This is a genomic window from Lysobacter sp. CFH 32150 (assembly GCF_022758295.1).
Lineage (GTDB): Bacteria > Pseudomonadota > Gammaproteobacteria > Xanthomonadales > Xanthomonadaceae > CFH-32150.
Genome location: NZ_JALDWJ010000011.1, coordinates 39,043 through 63,489 on the forward strand (window position 1 = coordinate 39,043; position 24,447 = coordinate 63,489).

Sequence of the window (24,447 nt, forward strand, 5' to 3'; positions counted from 1 at the left end):
CGATGGTGGGCCAAGGCCCACCCTACACAACACCCAACTCACGCCCGATCTTCGTGAACGCTGCGATCGCGCGATCCAGATGTTCGCGCGTATGCGCGGCACTCAGCTGCGTGCGTATGCGCGCCTGGCCCTGCGGGACTACCGGGAAAAAGAAGCCGATCGCGTAGATGCCCTCTTCAAGCAGGCGCGTGGCGAACTTTTGCGCCAGCGGTGCGTCGTACAGCATCACCGGGCTGATCGGATGCACGCCTGGTTTGATGTCGAAACCGGCCTTGGTCATCTGCTCGCGGAAGTAGACGGTGTTGGCGGCGAGGCGCTCGCGCAACTCGCCTGCGCTGGACAGCATCTCGAAGGCCTTGATGCCCGCGGCGACCACGTGTGGCGGCAACGAGTTGGAGAACAGATACGGACGCGAACGCTGGCGCAGCAGTTCGATCACTTCCTTCTTCGCCGTGGTGAAGCCGCCGAGCGCTCCGCCCATCGCTTTGCCGAGCGTGCCGGTGAAGATGTCGATCCTGTCCATCACGCCTTTCACTTCGGCCGAGCCACGACCGGTGGCGCCGAGGAAGCCGGTGGCGTGGCATTCGTCGATATGGACGAGGGCGTTGTACTGCTTGGCCAATCGCGTGATTTCGTCGAGCGGTGCGATGAACCCGTCCATCGAGAACACCCCATCGGACGTGATCAGCTTGGTCTTGCAACCGGCTGCATCGGCGGCCTGCAACTGCTTTTCCAGATCGGCCATGTCGCAGTTGGCGTAGCGGAAGCGCTTAGCTTTGCACAGGCGCACGCCATCGATGATGGATGCGTGGTTGAGCGCGTCGGAGATGATCGCGTCATCCTCGCTCAGCAGCGGCTCGAACAAGCCGCCGTTGGCGTCGAAACAGGCGGCGTAGAGGATCGTGTCCTCGGTGCCGAAGAAGTCGGCGATCGTCTTCTCGAGTTGCTTGTGCAGGTCCTGCGTGCCGCAGATGAAACGCACCGAAGCCATGCCGAAACCATGCGTGTCGAGCGCATCCTTCGCCGCGGCGATCACATCCGGATGGTCGGCGAGCCCGAGGTAGTTGTTAGCGCAGAAATTCAGCACCGTGCGGCCATCGGCGAGGGTGATCTCGGCCGACTGCGGCGAGGTGATGATGCGCTCGGACTTGAACAGGCCTTGCGTGCGAATCGATTCGAGCTCTTCGGCGTAACGTTGCGTCAGCGACATGGCGTACCCATTGTGATTTTGATTCCGTAGGAGCGGCTTACAGCCGCGAGCTTTTCTGCTTCAGCCGCTTGCTAGGGGAAGAGCTCGCGGCTGTAAGCCGCTCCTACAAGGGTGGCGGCTCAGTTCCAGCTCAGCACGACCTTGCCTGCCTTCCCCGATTCCATCAGCTCGAAACCCTTCTGGAAGTCGTCAATCGGCAGCTGGTGCGTCAGCACCTTGCCGAGCGGGAAACCGGACAGCACCAACTGCGTCATCTTGTACCAGGTCTCGTACATCCGCCGGCCGTAGATGCCTTGCACGGTCAGGCCCTTGAAAATGATCTTGTCCCAGTCGGCGCCGGCACCCTTGGGCATGATGCCGAGCATCGCGATCTTGCCACCGTGATACATGCAGTCGAGCATGTCGTTGAACGCGCGCGGGTTGCCGCTCATCTCCAGGCCCACGTCGAAGCCTTCCATGTGCAGGTCGTTCATCACGTCCTTCAGCGACGTGTTCGCGACGTTGACCACGCGGGTGGCGCCCATGTCGGCGGCAAGCTTCAGGCGGTAGTCGTTGACGTCGGTGACGACGACGTTGCGTGCGCCGATGTGCTTGCAGATGCCGGCGGCGATGATGCCGATCGGGCCGGCGCCGGTGATCAGCACGTCCTCGCCGACGACGTCGAATTCCAGCGCGCAGTGTGCGGCGTTGCCATAAGGATCGAAGAACGCAGCCAATTCGGACGGGATCTGGTCGGGAATCGGCCACAGGTTGCTGGCCGGCATCACGATGTATTCGGCGAAGGCGCCATGGCGATTGACGCCGATACCGACGGTGTTCGGACACAGGTGCTGGCGACCGGCGCGGCAGTTGCGGCAATGGCCGCAGACGATGTGGCCTTCGGCCGACACGCGCTGGCCGACCTTGTAGCCGGATACGCCTGGTCCGAGTTCGACCACGCGGCCGACGAATTCGTGGCCGATCACGAGCCCGGGCTTGATCGTGCGCTGGCTCCACTCGTCCCACAGGTAGATGTGCAGGTCGGTACCGCAGATCGCGGTTTTCTCCAGCTTGATCAGAACTTCGTTGGCGCCGGGCGTCGGCACCGGCACCTGTTCCATCCAGATGCCCTTGCCGGCTTCGCGCTTGACCAGCGCTTTCATTGTTTGCGTCATGGGAGTGCCTTTGAAGCCGGCGCAGCTGCGGGAGAGGGGCGCAATTATACGCGCGGCCTCCTCTGACTTATGGCGTTTGCCGGCCCGTCCGGCATCGCCTATCGTCGCCGCTCCCATCGTTCGGTAACCACCATGCGCCAGCGTTTGCTTGCCCTGTCCCTGACCTTGTGTCCATGTCTGTTCATGGCCGCCACCGCCCATGCCGACGAAGGCATGTGGATGCCGTCGCAATTGCCCGATATTGCGACGCAGCTGCGCGCAGCCGGATTCCAGGCGGATCCCGCGGGCCTGGCCGAACTCGCCAAGCCGCCGATGAACGCGGTGGTGAAAGTCGGCGGCGCTAGTGGTGCGTTCGTGTCGAAAGATGGCCTGGTGCTGACCAACCACCACGTCGCGTTCGGCGTGATCCAGTACAACAGCAAGCCTGAGCATGACCTGATCGCGAACGGTTACATCGCCGCCGATCGCGCGACCGAACTGCCGGCCAATCCCGACTATCGTGTGCTGGTGACCACGGCATTCGACAAGGTCACCGACCGCGTCCTCGCCGACGCACGCGGCAAGCAGGGACGCGCGTACTACGACGCCGTCGACGCCGCGACCAAGGCCGTCGTCGCCGAGTGCGAAAAAGAAGCGGGCTACCGCTGCAGCGTTGCCAACATGTATTACGGCACCGATTTCTACCTGATCAAGCAGCTGGAACTGCGCGACATCCGTCTCGTCTATGCACCGCCGGATGCGATCGGAAACTACGGCGACGAGATTGACAATTTCATGTGGCCACGCCACAGCGGCGACTTCACCCTGTTGCGTGCCTATGTCGGCAAAGACGGCAAGCCTGCGGACTACGCCGTCGACAACGTGCCGTACGCGCCACCGGCCCATTTGCAGATCGCGACCGAGCACGTCAAGGCGGGCGATTTCGCAATGCTGGCCGGTTACCCGGGCGTGACATTCCGTCATCGCATGGCCGCGGAGTTCGCCAACCAGATCGATTGGCAGCTGCCGTCGCGCGTGGCCCTGTTCGACGGCATCATCAAGACCATCGAAAGCGCAACGGCCAACGATGCAGCCGCGAAGGTGCTCTACGCCTCGCAGGTACAGAGCCTCAAGAACGGCCTCAAGCGCGCTCAGGGCGAACTCGATGGCCTGCGCCGCAGCGATGCTGTGCGCGTGCGTGGCGAAGACGAGACGGCGATGATGGCGTGGCTGGCGAAGCAACCCGGTGCCGGCGCGATCCAGGCAGACATCAAGGCCACGCAGGTGCAACTCGACGCGGCGAAGGCGATGCGCGAACGCGATCAGTTGCTGGCCAATATCCGATCGCAGTCGCAATTGCTGCGCGCTGCACTGACCTTGCAACGACTCGCCCTGGAGCGCGGCAAACCCGACGCGCAGCGCGAGTCCGGCTACCAGCAGCGCGACGAGACGCTGATCACCGGGCAGCTCAAACAGGTGCAGCGCCGTTACGCAGCAGCGATCGAAACAGCATTGCTGCGCGACCTGCTGCGCCAATACCAGGCACTGCCAGCGGCGCAACACGTTGCGGAATTCGATGCGGTGTTCGGAACCACCCCCGAACAACTGAAGAACAAGCTCGATGCCCTGTACGCGGGCACCAAGCTCGGCGACGAGGCCGAGCGCCTGCGCGTGATGCAAGCCAGTGCGGACGAACTCGGCAAATCGAGCGATACGCTGCTGCAAGCCGCCGCCACGCTGATGCCGGCGATCCTGCGCATCGAAGAAGAGAGCAAGGCGCGCGACGGCGAATTGCTGCGCCTGCGTCCGGCCTACATGCGCGCATTGATTGCCTACCGCAAGTCGCAAGGACGCGCCGTGTATCCCGATGCCAATTCCACCTTGCGGGTGAGCTACGGCAAGGTCAGTGCGATGACGCCGCGCGACGGCATCGACTACCGGCCACTGACGACGGTTCAGGGGATTCTCGAGAAACACACCGGGCGGGCGCCGTTCGACGCACCCAAGCCGTTGCGCGACGCGATTGCGAAAGGCGATTTCGGCAGTACCGCCGATCCACAGTTGAAGACGCAAACCGTCGATCTCATGACCAACCTCGATACCACCGGCGGCAATTCCGGCTCACCGGTACTGGATGCACGCGGCAAGCTGATCGGGTTGAACTTCGACAGCAACTGGGAAGCGGTGAGCGCCAGCTGGATGTTCGACCCGCGCTACAAGCGCGCGATCCATGTCGACATGCGTTACCTGCGCTGGTTGCTGGCCAAGGTTTATCCGGCCCCGCACCTGCTCAAGGAACTGAACCTGCCGGCTGAGTGATCCGGCGAGTACGAGCAAAAACGCCAATCGGATTATCGATCGGCGTTTTGCTTTGTGTTATCCGGCGTCATCGAGCGCGTAATCGAAGGTGTAGTAATGCTTGCCTTCGGTGATGTCGATCTTCATCGAGCCACTCAGCCCCTTCAGCTCCCCGGTGCCGGAGTCCGGCACCACCGTAAGCGCCAGCGAAGGCGTTCCGCGATCCATGATGCCGTTGTGCTGCATGAAGAACGTGCCCGCACGGCCTCGCAATGCGCCGGAAAGCCGTTCTACAGCGACGTAACCGGCCGAACCCGGCACGTCCGTGCCGACGGCGAGCATGTGCACCACGCTGGTGGCGTCGAAATCGCCGTGGAAGCGTTTGTCGAAGCGGAAATGCCCGGCAACCGCGCCATCGCCCATGTCGCAGGGCGCTTCCGGGCTGCGTGTTACGTCGAATTCGCCCTTGACCTGCTGTTCCATGTCGCACTCCTCGGAAGGTGCGCCATGGTGGCGCAGGCGATGCTGGTTGCCAATGCAACCGTTGCACGCCCGGCGAGGTCTGCTACGCTTCACCCGTCGCGGATTCCCATGCCAGCCGGCCCCGTCTCCCGACCCGAGTTAGTTAGCGCCGCCCCGTGCGGCCCCGCTTTAAGCGGACGTACCCGTAGTGCCGGCTTGCAGGCTTTCCGCGCTCCCACCACCCCTGGAGCTTGCGATGAAAGTACTGGCCTGCGATGGCATCCATGAAGACGGTTTGGCCCTGTTCCGCGCTGCGGGCTGGGACGTCACCGTATCCGACCCGATCAAAGACCCCGCCACGCTCGCCGATGCGTTGGGCGATGTCGATGCCATCCTGGTGCGCTCGGCGACCCAGGTGCCGGCCGAGGCGCTGGCCAAAGCCAAGCACTTGCGCGTGATCGGTCGGGCGGGCGCCGGCGTCGATACGATCAATGTAGAAGCCGCCACCGAACGCGGCATCGCGGTGATGAACGCACCCGACGGCAACACGCTGGCCGCGGCCGAACACGCGATTTCGCTGCTGTTCGCCCTCGCGCGCCATATCCCACGCGCCGATGCCGGCATGAAGAAAGGCGAGTGGCCGAAAGCGGGCCTCACCGGCTTCGAACTCGAGGGCAAGAAGCTCGGCGTGATCGGACTTGGCCGCATCGGTGGCACCGTCGCCCGCAAGGCGCAGGGCATCGGCATGGAAGTCGCCGCCTACGATCCGTTCCTGCCCGCCGCTGCAGCTGGCAAGGGCAGCGTGCCGCTGAAAACGCTCGACGAATTGCTGGCGTGGGCCGACATCGTCACCTTGCACATCCCGCGCACCAAGGAAACGACGAACCTGCTGTCGGAAGAACGCATGCGTGCGATGAAGCCGGGCGCGTACCTGATCAACGCCGCGCGCGGTGGCCTGGTCGATGAAGCCGCGTTGATTCGCCTGCTCGACGAAGGCCACCTCGCCGGCGGCGCGCTCGACACGTTCGTCACCGAACCGCTGCAAGCCGACTCGCCGCTGCGCGCACATCCGAAATTGATCCTCACGCCGCATCTGGGCGCATCCACCAGCGAAGCGCAGCAGGCGGTCAGCACCATCCTGGCGCGACAGATCATCGATTTCGTCGCCACCGGTGCGGTTGCCGGCTGCGTCAACCTGCCGCCGCTCACGGCCGAAGCTGCGCGCGAAGTCGGGCCATGGATGCCGCTGATGTCGTCGCTCGGCCGCCTCGCCGCGCGCCTGGTGCCGGCTCCGACGCGCCTGACCATCACCTATGCGGGCCGCACCGAAGCGTTGGATACGCGGCCGCTGACTCGATTGCTGGTCGCAGCGTTGTTGGGCGCGCATTCGGGCCGTGTCACGCCGGTGAATGCCCTGCAGGAAGCCGCCGCGCGCGGCCTCACGGTGGCCGAAACCGTTGGCGGCGATGGCGACGGCTTCGATCGCCTGCTGCGGATCCGTGTCGAAGGCGAGGACCGCACGCGCGAAATCGAAGCCACCTTGCACCGCGGCCCGCGCGTGGTGCGACTGGACGGCGTCGAAATCGAATTCGATCCGCAGGCCAACGTGCTGCTGCTGCGCAACGAGGACCGCCCCGGCATGATCGGCACCGTCGGTTCGCAACTGGGTGCGGCCGGCATCAACATCGTCAACTTCGCCCTCGGCGCGGCGGGCGATGGCCAGGCGCGTGCGGCGATCACGGTCGATCAACCGCTGAGCGAAGCGCAACTCGACATCCTGCGCGCCACGCCCGGCGTGCTCTCGCTGCAGCAGGTCTGACCATGCGCATCCTGCTCGCTCGCCACGGCGAAACCCCATGGAACGCCGAGGGCCGCTACCAAGGCCAGGAAGACATCGCGCTGTCGCCGGTCGGCGAAGCGCAGGCGCGCGCCCTCGGCGAACGCCTGCGCGACGTACGCATCGACCGCGCCGTCGCCTCGCCGCTGGTGCGGTCCTTCCGCACGGCCCAGCTCGCGCTCGGTGCGGAGCGCGAGGGCATGCTCAGTGCCGACGATGGGCTGATGGAAATCGCCCACGGCACCTGGGAAGGCCTGCTCGCCAGCGAAATCCGCGAACGCGACCCCGACCGTCTGCACGCGTGGCGCCATACCCCGCACGAAGTGCTCATGCCCGAAGGCGAATCGCTGGAGCACGTGTTCGCGCGCGCCTGGCCCGCGCTTGCGCGCGCGTGTACGGGCCTAGGTGCCGACGACACGCTGCTGGTCGTCGCTCATGACGCCGTCAATCGCGTCCTGCTCTGCCGCATCCTCGGCATCCCGCTCGCGCGGCTGTGGAGCTTCCGCCAAGCGCCGACGACGTTGAACCTGCTCGAAGGCCCGGACGTCGAGACCCTGGAAGTGGTGCGGCTCAACGATTGCACGCACCATACGGCATTGTTCGGAGAAGCCGTCCACCGCGCGCTGTAATGCGTGTTGTTGGTGTTGTCGTTGTTGTTGTGGGAGCGACGTAAGTCGCGATGCTTGCCCGTCGCTCCCACAGTGCCTACCGCGGATAATGGCGAATCCGCTTATTGCATCGACACCATGCCCCGCACGCTTCCCGAGTGGCTCGCCCACATCGAGCAACAACATCCCAAGTCGATCGACATGGGCCTGGAGCGCGTCCGCGAAGTCGCCGCGCGCATGGGCCTGAAACGTCCGGCGAAGAAAGTCATCACCGTCGCCGGCACCAACGGCAAGGGGTCGACGGTCGCCTTCATCGAGGCGATCGCGCGCGCTGCGGGGTGGAAAGTCGGCGCCTACACCTCGCCGCATCTGCTCGACTACAACGAGCGGGTGCGGATCCAGGGGCACGACGCCGCAGATGATGAGCTCGTCGCTGGTTTCGAAGTCGTGGAAGCCGTGCGCAGTGATGTACCACTGACATATTTCGAATACGGCACCCTCTGCGCGCTGTGGCTGTTCCAGCGCAGCAAGCTCGACCTTGCCGTACTCGAAGTCGGCCTCGGTGGCCGCCTCGATGCGACGAACCTGATCGATCCCGATGTCGCGGTGATCACGACGGTCGACCTCGATCACCAGGATTGGCTCGGTGGCGACCGTGAGCTGATCGGTTTCGAGAAAGCCGGCATTGCCCGCGCATGGAAGCCGTTGATCCTGGGCGACGACGACCCGCCATCAAGCGTGCTCGGCCACGCCTATGCGATCGGTGCGTCCGCGATCCGGGCGAACTGCGATTTCTTCTTCGACGGGATCGACGCCGGGCATTGGCGCTGGCGCGAAGTGGGTTACGCGATCGATCTGCCGCTGCCCCAGTTGGTCGCGCCGGTGCAGCTGCGCAACGCGTCGATCGCGATCGCGGCCTTGCGCGCGCTCGGCAAGCCACTGCCCCGTGCGGCGATTGTGCAGGGTGTCGCCGCCGCGCATGTGCCCGGGCGGTTGCAGCATTTCGAGCGCGATGGGGTCGAGATCGTGGTCGATGTCGGCCACAACCCGCAGGCGGCACGGCAACTGGCGGCCTGGTTGCAGGCGTCGCCGGCGACGGGACACACGCATGCGGTGTTCGCCGCGTTGGGCGACAAGGACGTGACCGGCGTGGTGGGGGCGCTCGCCGGACACGTCGATCACTGGCATCTCGCCGGCCTGGTCGAAAGCGGCCCGCGCGGGCTCGATGTCGACGCGTTTGCGCAGCGCCTCGTAGGTACGGCCGCCAGTACGGGTGCCCGTCATGGGGACATGGCGCAAGCGCTCGCCGCCGCGCGCACTGGCGCGCAGGCGGGCGATCGCATCCTCGTGTTCGGCTCGTTCCACACCGCGGCAGCGGCTCTGAAGGTATTGGGTTCATAAGCGGCAGTGGGGCGGCGGGTATAATTCACGCGGCACTGTCGCCGGTCGCCCCGAGCCCCGATGGAAACTCCCCTGAAACAGCGATTGATCGGCGCGGCCGTGCTGGTCGCGCTGGCGGTGATCTTCCTGCCGATGCTGATCCAGGGTCCGGCGCCGGAAAGCGGCGTGTCCGACGTCCCGCTGACGCCCCCAGACGCCCCGGCCGGGCAGTACGAAACCCGCGACCTGCCGCTGGTCGCCCCCGGCGTCGCACCGGATAGCGGCGTAGTCGGCATGGATGCGAGTGCACCGGCGCCAGAGGGCGACAATCCCGATGCCGCGGACCTCGCTACGCCGGTCGCACCGCTGGACAACGCCGAGACCACCGCCTCCCCGATTGTCGAGGAACCAACCCGCAGCGACACCATGTTCCCGGCGCCTACCGCCGGCGGCAATTTCGCGGTGAATTTCGGCGCGTTCTCCACCGCGGTCGCCGCGGACAAACTCATCGCTTCGCTGCGGGCTTCGCAATTGCCCGGCTATCGCGAAGCGGCAACCGTCAACGGCAAGACCGTTCAACGCGTGCGCATCGGCCCCTATGCGACCCGTGCCGAAGCCGAAGCCGCGCGCCTGCGCGCCGTGCACGTACGCGACGACGTGGGTGCCAAGGTCGTGGCGCTTGATGCCGAGGTCGAGACTGCGGCGGCGAAACCCGCTGCGGTCGCAACGACGACGACCAAGCCTGCCGAAACCGCCAAGCCGGCCGCGCCTGCCGCCGCCAAACCGGCCGCTCCCAAACCGGTGGCCGCCAGCAACGTCGGCTTCGCGCTGCAGCTTGCCGCCTTCAGCAAGGCCGCCGACGCCACCGCGCTGCGCGACAAATTGCGCGCTGCCGGCTTCAGCGCTTTCACCGAGTCGGTCAGCACCGACAAGGGCACGTTGACGCGCGTGCGCGTCGGACCGGTCTTGAACCGCGCCGACGCGGACCAATTGAAGGCGCAGGTCAAATCCAAACTCGGGATGGACGGCATCGTCCGTCCGCATCCGTAACAAGCACCACGCTCACTCGCAGTCGTATCAACAGGAACTCAGCATCATGTGCGGCATCGTAGGGATCGTCGGAACCACAGAAGTCGCAGCCGCGTTGTACGACGGCCTGGCCATGCTGCAGCACCGCGGCCAGGACGCGGCCGGCATCGCCACCGCCGACGGCTCGCATCTGCGCGTGCACAAAGGCAACGGCCTGGTGCGCGACGTGTTCGACGCCAAGGCGATGCGCCTGCTCGAAGGCCGCGTCGGCATCGCCCACTGCCGCTATCCGACCGCGGGCAGCGAAGGTTCCGACGAAGCGCAGCCGTTCTACGTCAACTCGCCCTATGGCATCGCGCTGGCGCACAACGGCAACCTGATCAACACCGACGCGCTGCGCCGCGAGGTATTCGAGCAGGACCGTCGCAACGTCAACACCGAATCCGATTCGGAAGTGCTACTCAACGTGTTCGCGCACGAGCTCGACACCCAGCATGCACTGACCCCGGAATCCGCATTCCGCGCCGTCGAAGGCGTCAACCGCCGCGCGAAAGGCGGCTACGCGGTGGTGGCGACGGTGCTCGGCCTCGGCCTGGTCGCGTTCCGCGATCCGCACGGCATCCGCCCGCTGGTGCTCGGCAAACGCAGCACCCCCAGTGGCGATGAGTACGCAGTGGCATCGGAATCGGTGGCGCTCGACGTACTCGGCTTCGAGCGCGTGCGTGACGTCGCGCCGGGCGAGGCGATCGTGGTCACCGCGCGCGGCGAATTGTTCGCCCGCATCTGCGCCGAGCCGCAGCAGCACGCGCCGTGCATTTTCGAATACGTGTACTTCGCCCGTCCCGACTCGATGATCGAGGACATCTCGGTGCACAAGGCGCGCATGCGCATGGGCGTCACCCTGGGCGAGAAGATCCAGCGCGAACGCCCCGACCACGGCATCGACGTGGTGATCCCGATTCCCGACACCTCGCGCGATTCCGCGCTGGAAATCGCCAACGTGCTCGGCGTGAAATACCGCGAGGGTTTCATCAAGAACCGCTACATCGGCCGCACCTTCATCATGCCGGGGCAGGGCGAGCGGGTGAAATCGGTCAAGCGCAAGCTCAATCCGATCCCGCTGGAGTTCCGCGACCGCGTCGTGCTGCTGGTCGACGACTCGATCGTGCGCGGCACCACGTCGAAGCAGATCGTGCAGATGGCGCGCGAGGCCGGCGCCAAGAAGGTCTACCTCGCTTCCGCCGCGCCGCCAGTGCGTTACCCCAACATCTACGGCATCGACATGCCGTCGAGCGACGAACTGGTCGCCCACGGCCGCACCGAGAAGGAAATCGAGGAGTTGCTGGGCTGCGACTGGCTGATCTACCAGGACCTCGCCGATCTCGAAACCGCCGTCGCCGGACCGAAATTCCCGGGCCGCAAGTTCGACAGCTCCTGCTTCAACGGCGAATACGTCACCGGCATCGAGGCGGGCTATTTCGAGCGCATCCAGCAGTTGCGTTCGGACGAGGCGAAGAAGAAGCGGCGCGTGGCGTCGTAATCGCGATGACGGCGTTGTTCGATGCGGCGCGCGATTGCCTCAACGCCGCGACGCCGGAAGACAAAGTCGCACGGACCTTCGTCGCAGCTGAAGCCTTCGCCCGCGGCGAACTGAGCATCCCCGACGACGCGCCGCCGCCCGAGCCGATCGGAATGCCCGGCCGGCCGCCGACGCCAAGACTGGTCCATCCGCGTGAGTTGCCAAAACGTGGCTTCGGCACGTACGCAGGCCGCGCGGGGTTCATCCACGCCATCGCCCATATCGAATTCAACGCCATCGACCTGGCCTGGGACGCCGTCTACCGCTTCCGCGGCCTGCCGCGCGAGTACTACGCCGATTGGGTGGGCGTGGCGAACGACGAGGCGCGGCATTTCGTGATGCTGCGCGAGCGCCTGCGCGAATTCGGCCACGATTACGGCGATTTTGACGCCCACAACGGGTTGTGGGAGATGGCCGAGAAGACCGCGCTCGACGGCCTCGCACGCATGGCGCTGGTGCCGCGCGTGCTCGAAGCGCGCGGGCTCGATGTCACGCCGGGGATGATCGTCAAACTGCGTGCGCTCGGCGACGATGCCACCGCCGATATCCTGGAGGTCATCCTGCGCGAGGAAGTGGCGCATGTCGCCGCTGGTTCGAACTGGTTCCGCTGGTATTGCGAGCGCGACGGCATCGAACCGAAAGCGCGTTTCCGCGAATTGCTGGGCGAAGTGCGTGCCAGCGTGCACGGGCCGTTCAACCTGGAGGCGCGTAGTGCGGCAGGCTTCGACGCGGACGAGTTGGCAGCGCTGCAACAGCCCTAAGCGCAGCCTTTTTCGTAGGAGCGGCTTATAGCCGCGAGCTCCTATCGATCCGGGCGAACACAAGAGCTCGCGGCTATAAGCCGCTCCTACAGCTGAGACAGCTTCGCGCTGTCGGGATCGACCCTCAACACCGAGCCCTGCTCATACCAGTCGCCCAGCACGATCCGCGTACCGCCCGCGTGCTTGTGCACCGCCGGGCGATGCGTATGGCCGTGGATCAACGTGTCGATCCCATAACGCGCCAGCGTGGCTTCGACCGTGGCCGGGGCGACATCGGTGATCGTTTCCATCTTGCCCTGCGACTGCAGGCCCGACTGGTGCGCCTTGCTCGCGGCACGCGCCTGTTGCGCGAACGCCAGTCGCGCCGGCAGCGGTTGCGAGAGGAATTGTTGCTGCCATTGCGGATTGCGCGTCTGCGCGCGGAACGCCTGGTAGGCGATATCGTCGGTGCACAGCAAGTCGCCGTGCATCAGCAACGTCGGTTTGCCATACAGCATCACCACGGCCGGGTCGGGCAGGATGGTCATGCCGGCGCGGCGCGCGTAGTCGTCGTACAGCAGGAAATCGCGGTTGCCGCGGATGAAGAACACCGGCACGCCGGCGTCGCGCAATCCGCGCAACTTGTCGGCAACGAACTGGCCGGTTTCGGACGGATCATCGTCGCCCACCCAGGCCTCGAATAGGTCGCCGAGGATGTACAGCGCATCGGCCGTGCGCGCCTCGCCGTCGATGAAGTCGCCGAACAGGCGGGTGATTTCGGGACGCTCGGCGTCGAGGTGCAGGTCGGAAATGAACAACGTCGTCATTGCGCCATTGTAAAGCGGAGCCTGCTTCGCTCGCCCGGGACAAAAGCCTTGGCCGCCGCGCTCCGGTAAAATTGCCGGATTCCGTATTCCAGGCCTCCGCATGACCTGCCGCACCCGCTTCGCCCCCAGTCCCACCGGCTACCTGCACATCGGCGGCGCGCGCACCGCGCTGTATTGCTGGCTGGAGGCGCGTCGCCGCGGCGGCCAGTTCATCCTGCGCATCGAGGACACCGACCGCGAGCGCAGCACGCAGGCGGCGATCGACGCGATCCTGCAGGCGATGGGCTGGCTCGGGCTGGACTACGACGAAGGCCCGATCTACCAAACCCACCGGCTCGATCGCTACCGCGAAGTGGCTGAGCAGATGGTCGCTGCCGGCACGGCGTATTACGCCTATGAGACCAAAGAAGAACTCGAGGCGATGCGCGAGGCGGCCACTGCCGCGAACGAGAAACCGCGCTACAACGGCGCCTATCGCGAACAGAACGCTGGCTATCGCGATGATCCCAATCGCGTGATCCGTTTCAAGAATCCGCTCGAAGGCGTGGTGGCATGGGAGGACAAGGTCAAAGGTCGCATCGAGATCAGCAACAGCGAGCTCGACGACCTGGTGATCTTCCGTTCCGATGGCCACCCGACCTACAACTTCGCCGTCGTCGTCGACGATCTCGACATGCAGATCACCGATGTCGTGCGTGGCGACGACCACGTCAACAACACGCCCCGCCAGATCAACATCTATGCAGCGCTGGGCGCACCGGTGCCGCATTTCGCGCACCTGCCAATGATTCTCGATCCCGAAGGCGCCAAGCTGTCCAAGCGCACCGGTGCGGCCGACGTGATGCAGTATCGCGACGAGGGTTACCTGCCGCATGCGCTGCTGAATTACCTGGTGCGGCTGGGCTGGTCGCACGGCGACCAGGAAATCTTCTCGATCGCGGAGATGACTTCGCTGTTCGACCTGAAGGACGTCAACGCCAAGGCTTCGCGTCTCGATCCGGCGAAACTTGGCTGGCTCAACCAGCAGTACCTCAAGAGCGACGATCCCGGTGATGTCGCCAAGCACCTCGAATGGCATCTGCTGAACAACGGCTACGACCTTGCGAGCGGCCCGAAGCCAGCCGACGTCGTGGTCGCGTTGCGCGATCGCGTGCAGACGCTGAAGGACATGGCCGAGCGCGCAGCGGTCTGGTACCAGCCGCTGACGCAGTACGACGACGCGGCCGTCGCCAAGCACCTGAATGCCGCCGCACAGGCGCCGCTCGTGGACGCGCGCGAACGTTTGGCCCAACTCGCAACGTGGACGGCCGACAACGTCAGCGCCGCACTGCACGCCACTGCCGAAGCGCTGGGCATCGGCATGGGCAAGGTCGCGCAGCCGCTGCGCGTGGCGATCACCGGTACCCAGGTCAGCCCGGATATCTCGCACACCGTGTACCTGGCAGGGCAGGGCGAAGCCTTGAAGCGGATCGATGCGGCCCTTGCAAAACTGCCGGTTGGGGCCTAAATCAGGCTTACGACTAGCCGGACCCGCGATGGCACACGATCACGCCTGCACCGACCCGAAACACCACGTCCACGATGGCGACGCCTTCGTGCACGAGGTGGAGCGCGCTTGCGAGCAGCGTGGCCTGCGCCTTACGCCGATCCGCGCCAATGCGCTGCGCCTGATCGCCAGCGCTGGACGCCCGATCAAGGCCTACGACCTGCTCGACCAGATGAAAACCACGCACGATGCGACTGCTCCGCCGACGGTGTACCGCGCGCTCGACTTCCTGCTCGAACACGGCTTCATCCACAAACTCGCTTCGATCAACGCTTATGTCGGCTGCCACCATCCTGGTGGCGAGACGCACGCCGTGCCATTCCTGATCTGTGATCGTTGCCAGTCGGCGACCGAGCTCGAAGACGAAAGCATCGTCGGAGCGCTGGATGCGCGTGCGCGAGCGCTCGGCTTCGCGCCACAGGCGCAGACGCTGGAAGTGCACGGCTTGTGCGCGGACTGCGCCAGCCAGAAATAAAAAACCACCCGCCATGACGGCGGGTGGTCGGGGGATTCCGATCAGCTCAGGGGTGGACTGACCGGATCACCATGCTTTGAAGCGACACTCCCTCAGAAGAACGTGCGCACGCCGAAGGTCAGGCCACGGCCCGGCAGCGGTGCCAGTTCCTTGAGGAACGAGGTGTGCGCGCGCGCTTCTTCATCCAGCAGGTTGCTGCCGTCGAGGAACACTTCCCAAGCGTTGCCGCCTGCAGTATCGATGTGCCACGCGACATGCGCGTCGACCAGCGTGTAGCCAGCGGTTTCGGTTTCGTTCGCGGCGACGCGATCCTGGCGGGCATAACGCACGGCACCGAGCGAAGCGCGCCATTGCTCGCGTTCCCAGCGCAATTCGCCGCCGAAGCGCGACGGCGCCATGCGCGGCAGGTTGCCGGAGAGCGGCAGTTCAGCGTTGAATGTTTCGACTTCGCCTTCGTGTTCCAGCGTGAACGCAACGGGCCGCGTGCCGCTGCCCGTGAGCTTGCCGCGGACGACGTCGCCGAACACGCGCAGGTCCCACGCACCACTGCTGTTCTCGGCGATCGACCAGTTGACTTCGGCCTCGGCGCCGTCGAAGCGCGCGTCGCCCTGCGTCCACATGCGGATCGGGCCGCCGTGCTCGTCGATGCCGGCATCGGCGAGATAGATGAAGTCGTCGTAGCGCACGTGATAGACCGAAGCGCCAACCTGGAACGAGCCGCTGTGCCAATGCAAGCCGAGTTCGGCGCGGTTTGCGGTCTCGACATCCAGTGTCGGCGTGCCGAGTTCGATGCTCGCCGTCGCGACGTGCAAGCCGTTGGAATACAACTCTTCGGCAGTCGGCGAACGCTGCGCACGGTCGAGACCGAACGTCAGGTGGAACGCGTCGCTGGCTTCCCACTTCAACGCGGCCGAGGCGCTGGTGGTGCTGAAGTCGCGGTCGGGGCCGATCGCAATCGCGTCGTCGGCGTCGACCTTGTTGCGATCGTGGCGCGCGCCGAGTTCAAGCTTCAACGGCCCGAACGCATGTTCGCCGAACCAGAACAAACCGGCATCGCGCGATTTCGTCCCGGGGACGAAGGCCTCATCGCCAATCGCGACGAAATCGCGCTGCGCCCATTGCAGGCCGAACGCGCCGTCCCATCCGGCCCAAGGCTTGTGCACCAGTTCGACGCGGCCCTCGGTGCTGTCGTTGTCGAATACAGTGCCGACTTCATTGCCTTCGAATTCGGTGTGCGTGTACTCGGTGCGTGCGAGTTTGGCGCGGATTGACTTGAACGCTCCGAACCCGTCGAAACCGCCGCGGAGCTCGTGACGACGTTGGTCCAGCACGATGTGCACGCCACCTTCCTCGCCACCTTCTTCCAGCGCGGGCTCCTCTTCGCCTTCGTGTTCGTGCGCGTGGCCGGGAATGCCGTAACGGGTGTTGAACAGGCTGCTGCCAAAGCCGAAATAGCCGCGTTCGCCGATCCAGGACAACCCCAGCGCCGCGCTGTCGGTGCGCAATGCGCTGTTGGGTAGCACGCCGCGCTCGGCCGGGTCCGGTTCTTCGCCTTCGGAGGCGAGTTGCGCGGCGCTTTCGGCAAAACCCGGGATCTCGTAATCGCCGGTTTCGCGATGCAGTGCGTCGAAATGGAAGGCGAAGTTGCTGGTGCTGCCGTCCAGCCGCAGCATGCCGGTGCCTTCGTCGTTGACGGTGCCACCGCGCAGTTCGGCGCGGCCCTGGAAGGGTTGATCGGTCAGGCCTTCCGGTATGCGGCCGTCGACCACATTGACCGCGCCACCAATCGCGCCACTGCCGTAGAGCAGGGTGGCCGGGCCTTTCAGCACTTCGATCTGGTCTGCGAGGAAGGGCTCGATGCTGACGGCGTGGTCGACGCTGACCGTCGACACATCGCCGGAGCTGAGTCCGTCGCTCAGCACCTGCACCCGCGCCCCGTCGAAGCCGCGCACGATCGGCCGGCCCACGCCGGGGCCGAAATAGGACGACTGCACGCCGGGCAACTTGCTGACCGTCTCGCCCAGGGAATTGGCCTTGGCCTCGTCGAGTTTCTCGCCCGCCAGTACCTCGACCGGGCGCGCCAGGTCTTCGGCAGTGCCGGCCAGCGGCGAGGCTTTGACGATGACTTTGTCGAGTTCGGCAGGTTCGCGGTGACGCTGGTCGTCCTGGCCGGACGTGGCGGCCAGCAAGGCGGGTGAGGCAAGGATCAGCCCCACGGCGACGACCAGGGGGAGACGGGCAGGACGCTGATTCGAGGGCATGAGAGGGTTAAGATGTGGATGACGAAGCAATGTTATACTATAACAACAGCAACGCTACCCGTTACGGAAGTCACGCCCCAATGCCCCCCAGCCTCCATCCCCGCAGTCTGATCGATCGTTTTGGTGCAGTCGGTTCGCTGATCTGTGCCGTCCACTGCGCCGTGCTGCCACTGCTGATCGCAGCGTTGCCGTCGCTGGGCGTGGCCGCGTGGCTGGGCGACGGGTTCGAGCAGGGCTTTGTGGTGTTCGCGACACTGCTGGGTCTTTTCAGCGTGATCTGGGGTTATCGGCGCCACGGTGCGATCCGCGCGCTGGGACTGTTACTGCTGGGGTTGGCCGCACTGTGGAGCGGGGTGATGTATGCGCCTCTGCACCACGCGCTGGTGCCGCACGCGATTGCGATGACCTTTGGCGGCACCCTGGTCGGCTTGGCGCACATCGCCAACCTGCGTCTCAACCACGGGCACGTGCACGACGCTACCTGCGTGCATTGATTCAATGCTGCGCATTTGAATCAATCCCAAAATTTGCTGCGCAAATTTTGGGCCCCGCTATGCGCTTCCAATCCCCGCCCCTTCGGGGCGCCCCCTTACTAAGGGGGACGCATTTCATGCTGCGCATGAAATCCCAAGATTCGCTGCGCAAATCTTGGGCCCCGCTACGTGCTTCCAATCCCCGCCCCTTCGGGGCGCCCCCTTACTAAGGGGGCTTTCCTCCGTGTGGGTCCCTCACCTGCGTGCTAGAATCTGCGCCCTCGCGCTGGGCGCGTTATCAACGAATATTGGAGCAGACGACGATGGGCAAGGGCGACCGCAAGACTGCCAAGGGCAAGCGCTATAACAGCAGCTACGGCAACGCGCGTCCGCAGGTCTCGGCCAAGGCGACTGGCACGGCCACGGCGCCGGTGGTGAAGAAGGCTGCAGCGACCAAGACCGTGGCCAAGGCCCCGGCGAAGAAGGTTGTGGCCAAGAAGGCTCCCGCCAAGTAAGACGCGTCATTGCATGACGTAAAAAAGCCCCGCCGATGCGGGGCTTCTTATTTGCAGGTCATTTCCGCGCAGCGGCTTCCACGGCGCGCCACACCCGCAGCAGGTTGCCGCCGAGGATCTTGCGGATGTCGTCGTCCTTGTAGCCGCGCGCCTGCAGGCCGGCGACGAAGTTCGGATAGTCGGCCACCGTACGCAGCTCGACCGGCAGGTTGCCGCTGACGCCGTCGAAGTCGGAGCCGATGCCGACATGGTCGACGCCGATCAGCTTCACGGCGTAGTCGATCTGGTCGAGCACCGCCTCGATGTGCGTCGTCGGGATCGGGTGCGACGCCTTCCATTCCTTTTCGAAATCGTCTTCGGAACGCTCCGGCTTGCCCGCGGCCTTGGCTTCCCGGTTTGCACGCCGGAACTCCGCTTGCGCGCGGAACTCCGCCTGCAGGTCGGCCGCCGCCTTGGGATCGATGAACGCGGTACCGAACGGAATCTGCACCACGCCGCCCTCGGCCGCGACGGCCTTGGCGAGCTCGTCGCTGATGTTGCGCTCGAACCCCGGCGTGAAATGGCGCATCGCCGAATGGCTGGCGATCACCGGCACGTCGGTGACGCGCAACACATCGAGGATGGCATCGTCGGACACGTGCGAGACATCGACCATGATGCCGAGGCGATTCATCTCCGCCACGACCTGCTCGCCGAACGGGCTCAGTCCGTTCCACTTCTTCTCGAGCGCATAGGAAGAATCGCTGATGCGGTTGTTGCCGCTGTGGGCGAGGGTGATGTAGCGCACGCCGCGGGCGTGGAATTTCGCCAGGTTGCCAAGGTCGTCGACGATCGGCGCGCCGTTCTCCATGCCGAATGCGAGCAACACCTTGTCGCCTACCCGCAGGCGTTCGACATCATCCGGCGAGCGCAGCAGCGCGAACTTGTCCGGATTACGGCCGACCAATGCCTCGATCGCATCGATCTGCGTATTCGCGGTCTGCCATGCGGTGCCGGCAATGTCCTGCTCGGCCGAGGTGTAGATCGACATGAACGCGACATCCAGCCCACCCAGGCGTGCCCGCGGATAGTCGAACTCCACTTCGTCGGAAGCCACGCCGAGATCGTGCCAGTGATCGAGCAGTTGCGACGGCGCATCGATATGGGTATCGACGATGATCGCGTCCTGCGCGAGCTGCCTCGCAGCGACGGGAGCATCTGCAGCCGATGCCGATGATGCGATCAGCAGCAGTCCGGCGAAGTAAGAAACGCGCATGTGCACTCCTTGGTGATTGTCAGGCGAGATGTTTGCCAGTGGCGTACACGCCAGCAGCCAGCTTCCCGCCCAGCCAGTAGCAGAGTTCCGATGGATGATTCACGCGCCAATGCACGAAGTCCGCGCGCATGCCGATCCGCAGCACGCCGCGGTCATGCAACCCGAGCGCGCGCGCTGCATGCACGGTTGCGCCGCGCAAGGCTTCTTCCGGCGTCAGCTTGAAATGCGTGCACGCCAGCTGCATCGCCTGCCGCAGCGACTGCAGCGGCGAGGTGCCGGGATTGCAGTCGGTGGCGATCGCCATGGAGACGCCGTGTTCGCGGAATGCATCCAGCGGCGGCAGTTTTGTTTCGCGCAATACGTGGAAGGCGCCCGGCAGCAGCACGGCGACGGTGCCGGGCGTGGCCATCGCGCGCACGCTGTCGAGACTGCTGTATTCGACGTGGTCGGCGGACAGGCCGTCGAATTCCGCAGCGAGTGCGGCGCCACCGAGATCGCTGAGCTGGTCGGCGTGCAGTTTTACCGGCAATCCGAGTGCACGAGCGGCATCGAACACGCGCCGCGTCTGTGCGGGTGTGAAGCCGATGCCTTCGCAGAAGGCATCGACGGCATCGACCAGCCCCTCGGCGCGTAGGCGCGGCAGCCATTCGATCACCATGTCGATATAGCCATCGGCATTGCCGGCGAACTCCGCCGGCAGCGCATGCGCTGCGAGATAAGTGGTGCGCACCGTGATGCCGAGGCTTTCACCAAGTTGACGGGCGACACGGAGCATCTTGCGCTCGTTGTCGAAGTCGAGGCCGTAACCCGACTTGATCTCGAGCGTGGTCGCGCCATCGGCGAGCAGCGCCTGCGCGCGGGGTAGCGATTGCCTGAGCAGTTCGGCTTCGTCCGCCGCGCGTGTCGCACGCACTGTCGAAAGGATGCCGCCACCGGCACGCGCGATCTCCTCGTAACTCGCACCCTGCAGGCGCAGTTCGAATTCACGCGCACGATCGCCGGCGAACACCAGGTGTGTGTGGCAATCGACCAGCCCGGGCGTGATCCAACCATCGGCCTCGATCACTTCGCGCGCGAGATGCGTCGGTTCGCCCGGCAACCTGGCGCGCGACCCCACGTACGTAAGCACCCCGTCGCGCCAGGCGAGCGCGCCGTCCTGGACTTCGCCATAGCCGTTGGTCCCGTCCAGCGTCGCCAGCGAAGCGCCGAGGATCAGTCCGTCGTAGAGGAAAGAGGTCATCGCCGCGATTCTAACGGGCCATTCCTTCGGCAAGCTCAAGATGCGCGAGAATACGCCGCATGACGACCATCGACGCCGCAATGCTGTGGACCCCTGCAGGCTGGCGCGCCGATGCCGGCTTCACGGCGGATGTCTCCGGCCGCCTGCGTGCCACGGCATCGAGCGCGAGCAAGCATTGGGCCGTGCCCGGGATCCCCAACCTGCATTCGCACGCGTTCCAGCGCGCGATGGCGGGACTGGCCGAGCGACAGACCAATCCGGAAGACTCCTTCTGGACCTGGCGCGAGACCATGTACCGGTTCGCCTCGCGGATGACGCCGGACAGCGTGCACGCGGTCGCCGCGCAGCTGTACGCGGAGATGCTCGAAGCCGGCTACACCACGGTCTGCGAATTCCATTATCTGCACCACGCGCCCGATGGCCGGCCGTATGCCGATCCGGCGGCGATGTCGCACGCGTTGATCGCCGCAGCGCAGGAAACCGGTATCCGTTTGACCCTGTTGCCGGTGCTGTACATGAGCGGTGGTTTCGATGGTCGCGCGCTGAGCGAGCGGCAGCGCCGCTTCGGTCACGATACCGAGGCCTTCCTGCGCCTGCTCGACGGCCTGCGCCGTGAAGAGAGTGACATGCTGCGTGTCGGCTGCGCCTTCCACAGCCTGCGCGCGGTGCCGGCAGAAGCGATGCATGCGGTGTTGGCTGCATTGCCCGCGGATGCGCCGATCCACATCCATATCGCCGAGCAGATCGGCGAGGTACAGGACTGCATCGCATTGCGCGGCGCGCGCCCGGTCGAATGGTTGCTGGGCCATGCGGAAGTCGATCCGCGCTGGATCCTCGTGCATGCCACCCACCTGACGCCCGCTGAAGTGCAGGGCATCGCCACCAGCGGCGCGACGGTCGCCATCTGCACCACCACCGAAGGCAATCTCGGCGACGGCCTGTTCCCGCTACGCGATTACCTCGATGCGGGCGGTGCCTGGGGCGTGGGTTCGGACTCCCACATCTCGGTGTCGCCGGTCGAAGAACTACGCTGGCTTGAATACGGACAGCGCCTGATGACCCGGCATCGCAACATCGCAGTGCAACCGGAGTCGAGCAGTGTCGGCGAAACCCTGCTGCGCGGGACCCTCGCCAGCGGCGAGAACGCTACCGGGCACGCAGTCGGCGTGCTGCGCGAAGGCGCCTGCGCCGACTGGATCACCCTCGATGACGAAGCCCCGCAATTCGCCGGCGTGCATACCGATGATGCGATCGATCGCTGGATCTTCAGCGGCAATCGCAACCTGGTGCGCGAAGTCCATGTCGCAGGACGCCGCGTCGTCGCCGATGGCCGGCATCACGTTCGCGACGCGATTGCCACGCGTTATCGGGACACCCTGAAGACCTTGTTGTCCGATTGAGGTCACTGCGCTGGCATTACATGTAGGAGCGGCTTACAGCCGCGAGCTTTAACGTTCAAGCGCAGGCAAGAGCTCGCGGCTGTAAGCCGCTCCTACGAAGTGAACAGGTCGGCGTTCGCCGCCGGCAGCGCGCCTTCCAGATTCAACAGGAACTCCTTGGTCGGCAACCCGCCGCCGAAGCCGGTGAGGCTGCCATCGGCGCCGATCACGCGATGGCAGGGCAGCACGATCGGCAACGGGTTGCGGCCGTTGGCGGCGCCGACGGCGCGCATCGCGGTGGGTTTGCCGACGCGCGTGGCGAGTTGCGCATAGCTGATCGTCTCGCCGTACGGAATCGTCGCCAGCGTTTGCCAGACGCTGCGCTGGAACTCGGTGCCGCGCGGTGCCAGCGGCAAGTCGAAGTCGCGGCGCTTGCCGGCAAAATATTCATCGAGCTGCGCCCGGGTCATGCGCAATGTCGCATCGTCGCCCTCGCGCCAGTCCGCATCGCGCCGCATCGCATACCGTGGCGTGTGGAATTCGATCAGGCGCAGCCCGTCGTTGTCAGAGGCCAGCAGCAGCGGGCCGACTGGGCTGTCGATGTGCGTGTAGAGCATGGCTCGTCTTCTTCTCGTTGACTGGCTTCGGCGCGTTCATGGAATCGCGCCACAACTGGATCACCGCATAAGCACGCCACGGCCGCCAGGCTTCGGCCTGCGCATTCAATGTTTTCGCGCTCATCCGCGTGCCGTCGTTGGGCACGGCGCGTTGCAACACCAGGTCGTCGGCGGGGAAGGCATCCGGATGGCCCAGCGCACGCAGCGCAATGTACTGCGCGGTCCATGGGCCGATCCCGGGCAATGCGACCCAGCGCGAGACGAAGTCGTCGAGCATGCGCTCGGGTTTGAAATCGACGCGGCCGTCGAGCAACGCACGCGCCACCGTGCGCACAGTGTCGGCGCGCGCGCGGGTAAGACCGATGCTGGTGAGGTCGGCTTCGGCCAGCGCTTCCGGTGTCGGGAACAGATGTTCGAGCCCGGGCGCGAAGGGAACAGGCAGCGTCTGGCCGAAACGTTGCGCCAATCGTGCCGTCACTGTGCGCGCCGCCGCCACGCTGACCTGTTGGCCGACGATCGCGCGGATCGCGATCTCGAAACCGTCCCAGCCGCTCGGCACGCGCAGGCCCGGATTTTGCTGCAACAGCGGGCGCAGGCGCGGGCATGCCGACAACGCTTCGACGATCGTCTGCGGATCCGAATCGAGATCGAACATGCGGCGCAGGCGGTTGATGATCTGCAGCATCCGCGACGGCTGTGCGCCGTGCAGTTCGAGCTTCAGCGCGTTCTCGCCGTCCGGCCATGCGGAAATCCGCAACCATCCGGGCGTGGCATTCGGGCCGGCGTCGATCGGCGCGAAGACGCGCGCATAACTAGTGTCATCGACGACCTCCACGCCCGGCAATGCACGTCCGCGCAGGAAGTGCAGCATCGCGGCGAAATCGTAAGGTGGGCGATAACCGAGTCGCAGCGTCAGCGTTTCGTCCGCCTGCACCACGGGACGCTTGCGCAGGTCGCGCGGTGCCATCCGGTAAGCCTCGCGGAAGGCGGCGTTGAAGCGGCGCAGGCTGCCGAAACCCGCGGCCAGTGCGATTTCGGTGATCGGCAGTGCGGTCTCGGTAAGTAGTTGCTTCGCGAACAACAGGCGGCGCGTCCCGTGCACGCCGATCGGCGCAGCGCCGAGGCGTTCGACGAACAGGCGACGCAACTGCCGTTCACCAATGTCGACGCGTTCGGCCAGGGCCGACAGCGGTTGTTCGTCGAGTGCGCCTTGGTCGATCAGTTTCAACGCGCGCGCCAACACCGCATCACCGCGTCGCCAGGCGCCGTCGCCGGGCGATAGTTCCGGGCGGCAGCGCAGGCACGGCCGGAAACCGGCGGCTTCCGCAGCGGCGGCAGTCGCGTAGTACACGACCTTCTTCGCCCACGGCGCCGGGCACACCGGCCGGCAATAGATGCGGGTGCTGAGGACCGCGGTGAAGAACAGCCCGTCAAAACGCGGGTCGCGGCTCAGCCGCGCCTGTTCGCAGACCTGCGGCGAGGGGAGGACGGCGATGGCGGCGAGGTTCGACATGGGGCACAGGCTAGCACCGCCACGCAGCGGCGACTCGCCGGATTCGGACATCGATACAGGCGCCTGGAAA

21 protein-coding genes are annotated in these 24,447 nt (G+C 65.5%); 12 read left to right on the forward strand and 9 right to left on the reverse strand.

Annotated elements, in window-relative coordinates; genetic code table 11:
* Positions 1-22: 22 nt before the first annotated feature.
* Both kbl and tdh read right to left on the reverse strand, forming a co-directional pair.
* Positions 23-1,210, reverse strand: a complete 1,188-nt coding sequence (gene kbl / locus MO486_RS15160) for a glycine C-acetyltransferase (RefSeq protein ID WP_242909691.1) — start codon at positions 1,208-1,210, stop codon at positions 23-25.
* A 119-nt stretch (positions 1,211-1,329) separates the two neighbouring features.
* A complete protein-coding gene (tdh, locus tag MO486_RS15165; RefSeq protein WP_242909693.1) occupies positions 1,330-2,364 on the reverse strand; it encodes an L-threonine 3-dehydrogenase in 1,035 nt (344 codons plus the stop codon).
* 183 nt (positions 2,365-2,547) lie between these two features.
* Here tdh and MO486_RS15170 point away from each other — a divergent pair, with 183 nt between their 5' ends.
* Positions 2,548-4,662: a S46 family peptidase gene (locus MO486_RS15170; RefSeq protein ID WP_242909695.1), complete on the forward strand. Its 2,115-nt coding sequence runs from the start codon at positions 2,548-2,550 to the stop codon at positions 4,660-4,662.
* A 57-nt stretch (positions 4,663-4,719) separates the two neighbouring features.
* Here the strand turns inward: MO486_RS15170 and MO486_RS15175 are convergent, their stop codons facing one another.
* On the reverse strand, positions 4,720-5,124 hold the full coding sequence (locus tag MO486_RS15175) for a DUF3224 domain-containing protein (RefSeq protein ID WP_242909697.1): 405 nt from the start codon (positions 5,122-5,124) through the stop codon (positions 4,720-4,722).
* A gap of 235 nt (positions 5,125-5,359) precedes the next feature.
* On the opposite strand from MO486_RS15175, the gene serA reads away from it, so the two are divergent.
* The 6 genes from serA to MO486_RS15205 all read left to right on the forward strand — a co-directional run bounded on the left by serA (position 5,360) and on the right by MO486_RS15205 (position 12,297).
* Positions 5,360-6,922 carry a phosphoglycerate dehydrogenase gene (gene serA, locus MO486_RS15180; protein ID WP_242909699.1) on the forward strand — a complete coding sequence of 521 codons (1,563 nt, stop codon included), beginning with the start codon at positions 5,360-5,362 and terminating at the stop codon, positions 6,920-6,922.
* 2 nt (positions 6,923-6,924) lie between these two features.
* A complete protein-coding gene (locus tag MO486_RS15185; RefSeq protein WP_242909701.1) occupies positions 6,925-7,569 on the forward strand; it encodes a histidine phosphatase family protein in 645 nt (214 codons plus the stop codon).
* A gap of 108 nt (positions 7,570-7,677) precedes the next feature.
* On the forward strand, positions 7,678-8,949 hold the full coding sequence (folC, locus tag MO486_RS15190; RefSeq protein WP_242910057.1) for a bifunctional tetrahydrofolate synthase/dihydrofolate synthase: 1,272 nt from the start codon (positions 7,678-7,680) through the stop codon (positions 8,947-8,949).
* A 60-nt stretch (positions 8,950-9,009) separates the two neighbouring features.
* Positions 9,010-9,978 carry an SPOR domain-containing protein gene (locus MO486_RS15195; RefSeq protein WP_242909703.1) on the forward strand — a complete coding sequence of 323 codons (969 nt, stop codon included), beginning with the start codon at positions 9,010-9,012 and terminating at the stop codon, positions 9,976-9,978.
* 46 nt (positions 9,979-10,024) lie between these two features.
* Positions 10,025-11,497 (forward strand): amidophosphoribosyltransferase, encoded by a 1,473-nt coding sequence (gene purF, locus MO486_RS15200; RefSeq protein ID WP_242909711.1) that lies wholly within the window; start codon positions 10,025-10,027, stop codon positions 11,495-11,497.
* Positions 11,498-11,502: 5 nt separating this feature from the next.
* Positions 11,503-12,297, forward strand: coding sequence for a ferritin-like domain-containing protein (locus MO486_RS15205; RefSeq protein ID WP_242909713.1), 795 nt, complete (start codon positions 11,503-11,505; stop codon positions 12,295-12,297).
* An 86-nt stretch (positions 12,298-12,383) separates the two neighbouring features.
* On the opposite strand, the gene lpxH is transcribed toward MO486_RS15205, so the two are convergent.
* Positions 12,384-13,103 (reverse strand): UDP-2,3-diacylglucosamine diphosphatase, encoded by a 720-nt coding sequence (gene lpxH, locus MO486_RS15210; RefSeq protein ID WP_242909715.1) that lies wholly within the window; start codon positions 13,101-13,103, stop codon positions 12,384-12,386.
* A gap of 100 nt (positions 13,104-13,203) precedes the next feature.
* Here lpxH and gltX point away from each other — a divergent pair, with 100 nt between their 5' ends.
* Positions 13,204-14,610: a glutamate--tRNA ligase gene (gene gltX / locus MO486_RS15215; protein ID WP_242909717.1), complete on the forward strand. Its 1,407-nt coding sequence runs from the start codon at positions 13,204-13,206 to the stop codon at positions 14,608-14,610.
* A gap of 28 nt (positions 14,611-14,638) precedes the next feature.
* Positions 14,639-15,124: a transcriptional repressor gene (locus tag MO486_RS15220; RefSeq protein ID WP_242909719.1), complete on the forward strand. Its 486-nt coding sequence runs from the start codon at positions 14,639-14,641 to the stop codon at positions 15,122-15,124.
* A gap of 92 nt (positions 15,125-15,216) precedes the next feature.
* Here the strand turns inward: MO486_RS15220 and MO486_RS15225 are convergent, their stop codons facing one another.
* Entirely contained in the window at positions 15,217-17,385 is a 2,169-nt protein-coding gene (locus MO486_RS15225; protein WP_242909722.1) for a TonB-dependent receptor, read from the reverse strand.
* Positions 17,386-17,465: 80 nt separating this feature from the next.
* On the opposite strand from MO486_RS15225, the gene MO486_RS15230 reads away from it, so the two are divergent.
* Together MO486_RS15230 and MO486_RS15235 are read left to right on the forward strand one after the other, a co-directional pair.
* On the forward strand, positions 17,466-17,879 hold the full coding sequence (locus MO486_RS15230) for a MerC domain-containing protein (protein ID WP_242909726.1): 414 nt from the start codon (positions 17,466-17,468) through the stop codon (positions 17,877-17,879).
* A 302-nt stretch (positions 17,880-18,181) separates the two neighbouring features.
* Positions 18,182-18,373 carry a 30S ribosomal protein THX gene (locus MO486_RS15235; RefSeq protein WP_242909729.1) on the forward strand — a complete coding sequence of 64 codons (192 nt, stop codon included), beginning with the start codon at positions 18,182-18,184 and terminating at the stop codon, positions 18,371-18,373.
* A gap of 58 nt (positions 18,374-18,431) precedes the next feature.
* Here MO486_RS15235 and MO486_RS15240 read toward each other — a convergent pair whose 3' ends face one another.
* Both MO486_RS15240 and hutI read right to left on the reverse strand, forming a co-directional pair.
* A complete protein-coding gene (locus MO486_RS15240) occupies positions 18,432-19,628 on the reverse strand; it encodes a dipeptidase (RefSeq protein WP_242909730.1) in 1,197 nt (398 codons plus the stop codon).
* A gap of 19 nt (positions 19,629-19,647) precedes the next feature.
* Positions 19,648-20,868, reverse strand: coding sequence for an imidazolonepropionase (gene hutI, locus MO486_RS15245; protein ID WP_242909732.1), 1,221 nt, complete (start codon positions 20,866-20,868; stop codon positions 19,648-19,650).
* 59 nt (positions 20,869-20,927) lie between these two features.
* Between hutI and MO486_RS15250 the strand changes: the two genes are divergently transcribed.
* Complete coding sequence (locus MO486_RS15250) at positions 20,928-22,268, forward strand: formimidoylglutamate deiminase (protein ID WP_242909733.1); 1,341 nt, start codon at positions 20,928-20,930, stop codon at positions 22,266-22,268.
* 92 nt (positions 22,269-22,360) lie between these two features.
* Here MO486_RS15250 and MO486_RS15255 read toward each other — a convergent pair whose 3' ends face one another.
* Entirely contained in the window at positions 22,361-22,864 is a 504-nt protein-coding gene (locus MO486_RS15255) for a methylated-DNA--[protein]-cysteine S-methyltransferase (RefSeq protein ID WP_242909734.1), read from the reverse strand.
* Positions 22,812-24,377, reverse strand: a complete 1,566-nt coding sequence (locus tag MO486_RS15260) for a DNA-3-methyladenine glycosylase 2 (RefSeq protein ID WP_242909735.1) — start codon at positions 24,375-24,377, stop codon at positions 22,812-22,814. The genes MO486_RS15255 and MO486_RS15260 overlap by 53 nt, the downstream gene beginning before the upstream one ends.
* Positions 24,378-24,447: the final 70 nt, after the last annotated feature.

What these genes read in the sequence shown, in the direction of transcription:
- kbl (WP_242909691.1), bottom strand. Translation starts at nt 1,210, where the DNA reads ATGTCGCTGACGCAACGTTACGCCGAAGAGCTCGAATCGATTCGCACG.
- tdh (WP_242909693.1), bottom strand. Translation starts at nt 2,364, where the DNA reads ATGACGCAAACAATGAAAGCGCTGGTCAAGCGCGAAGCCGGCAAGGGC.
- MO486_RS15170 (WP_242909695.1), top strand. Translation starts at nt 2,548, where the DNA reads ATGGCCGCCACCGCCCATGCCGACGAAGGCATGTGGATGCCGTCGCAA.
- MO486_RS15175 (WP_242909697.1), bottom strand. Translation starts at nt 5,124, where the DNA reads ATGGAACAGCAGGTCAAGGGCGAATTCGACGTAACACGCAGCCCGGAA.
- serA (WP_242909699.1), top strand. Translation starts at nt 5,360, where the DNA reads ATGAAAGTACTGGCCTGCGATGGCATCCATGAAGACGGTTTGGCCCTG.
- MO486_RS15185 (WP_242909701.1), top strand. Translation starts at nt 6,925, where the DNA reads ATGCGCATCCTGCTCGCTCGCCACGGCGAAACCCCATGGAACGCCGAG.
- MO486_RS15195 (WP_242909703.1), top strand. Translation starts at nt 9,010, where the DNA reads ATGGAAACTCCCCTGAAACAGCGATTGATCGGCGCGGCCGTGCTGGTC.
- purF (WP_242909711.1), top strand. Translation starts at nt 10,025, where the DNA reads ATGTGCGGCATCGTAGGGATCGTCGGAACCACAGAAGTCGCAGCCGCG.
- MO486_RS15205 (WP_242909713.1), top strand. Translation starts at nt 11,503, where the DNA reads ATGACGGCGTTGTTCGATGCGGCGCGCGATTGCCTCAACGCCGCGACG.
- lpxH (WP_242909715.1), bottom strand. Translation starts at nt 13,103, where the DNA reads ATGACGACGTTGTTCATTTCCGACCTGCACCTCGACGCCGAGCGTCCC.
- gltX (WP_242909717.1), top strand. Translation starts at nt 13,204, where the DNA reads ATGACCTGCCGCACCCGCTTCGCCCCCAGTCCCACCGGCTACCTGCAC.
- MO486_RS15220 (WP_242909719.1), top strand. Translation starts at nt 14,639, where the DNA reads ATGGCACACGATCACGCCTGCACCGACCCGAAACACCACGTCCACGAT.
- MO486_RS15225 (WP_242909722.1), bottom strand. Translation starts at nt 17,385, where the DNA reads ATGCCCTCGAATCAGCGTCCTGCCCGTCTCCCCCTGGTCGTCGCCGTG.
- MO486_RS15230 (WP_242909726.1), top strand. Translation starts at nt 17,466, where the DNA reads ATGCCCCCCAGCCTCCATCCCCGCAGTCTGATCGATCGTTTTGGTGCA.
- MO486_RS15235 (WP_242909729.1), top strand. Translation starts at nt 18,182, where the DNA reads ATGGGCAAGGGCGACCGCAAGACTGCCAAGGGCAAGCGCTATAACAGC.
- MO486_RS15240 (WP_242909730.1), bottom strand. Translation starts at nt 19,628, where the DNA reads ATGCGCGTTTCTTACTTCGCCGGACTGCTGCTGATCGCATCATCGGCA.
- hutI (WP_242909732.1), bottom strand. Translation starts at nt 20,868, where the DNA reads ATGACCTCTTTCCTCTACGACGGACTGATCCTCGGCGCTTCGCTGGCG.
- MO486_RS15250 (WP_242909733.1), top strand. Translation starts at nt 20,928, where the DNA reads ATGACGACCATCGACGCCGCAATGCTGTGGACCCCTGCAGGCTGGCGC.
- MO486_RS15255 (WP_242909734.1), bottom strand. Translation starts at nt 22,864, where the DNA reads ATGCTCTACACGCACATCGACAGCCCAGTCGGCCCGCTGCTGCTGGCC.
- MO486_RS15260 (WP_242909735.1), bottom strand. Translation starts at nt 24,377, where the DNA reads ATGTCGAACCTCGCCGCCATCGCCGTCCTCCCCTCGCCGCAGGTCTGC.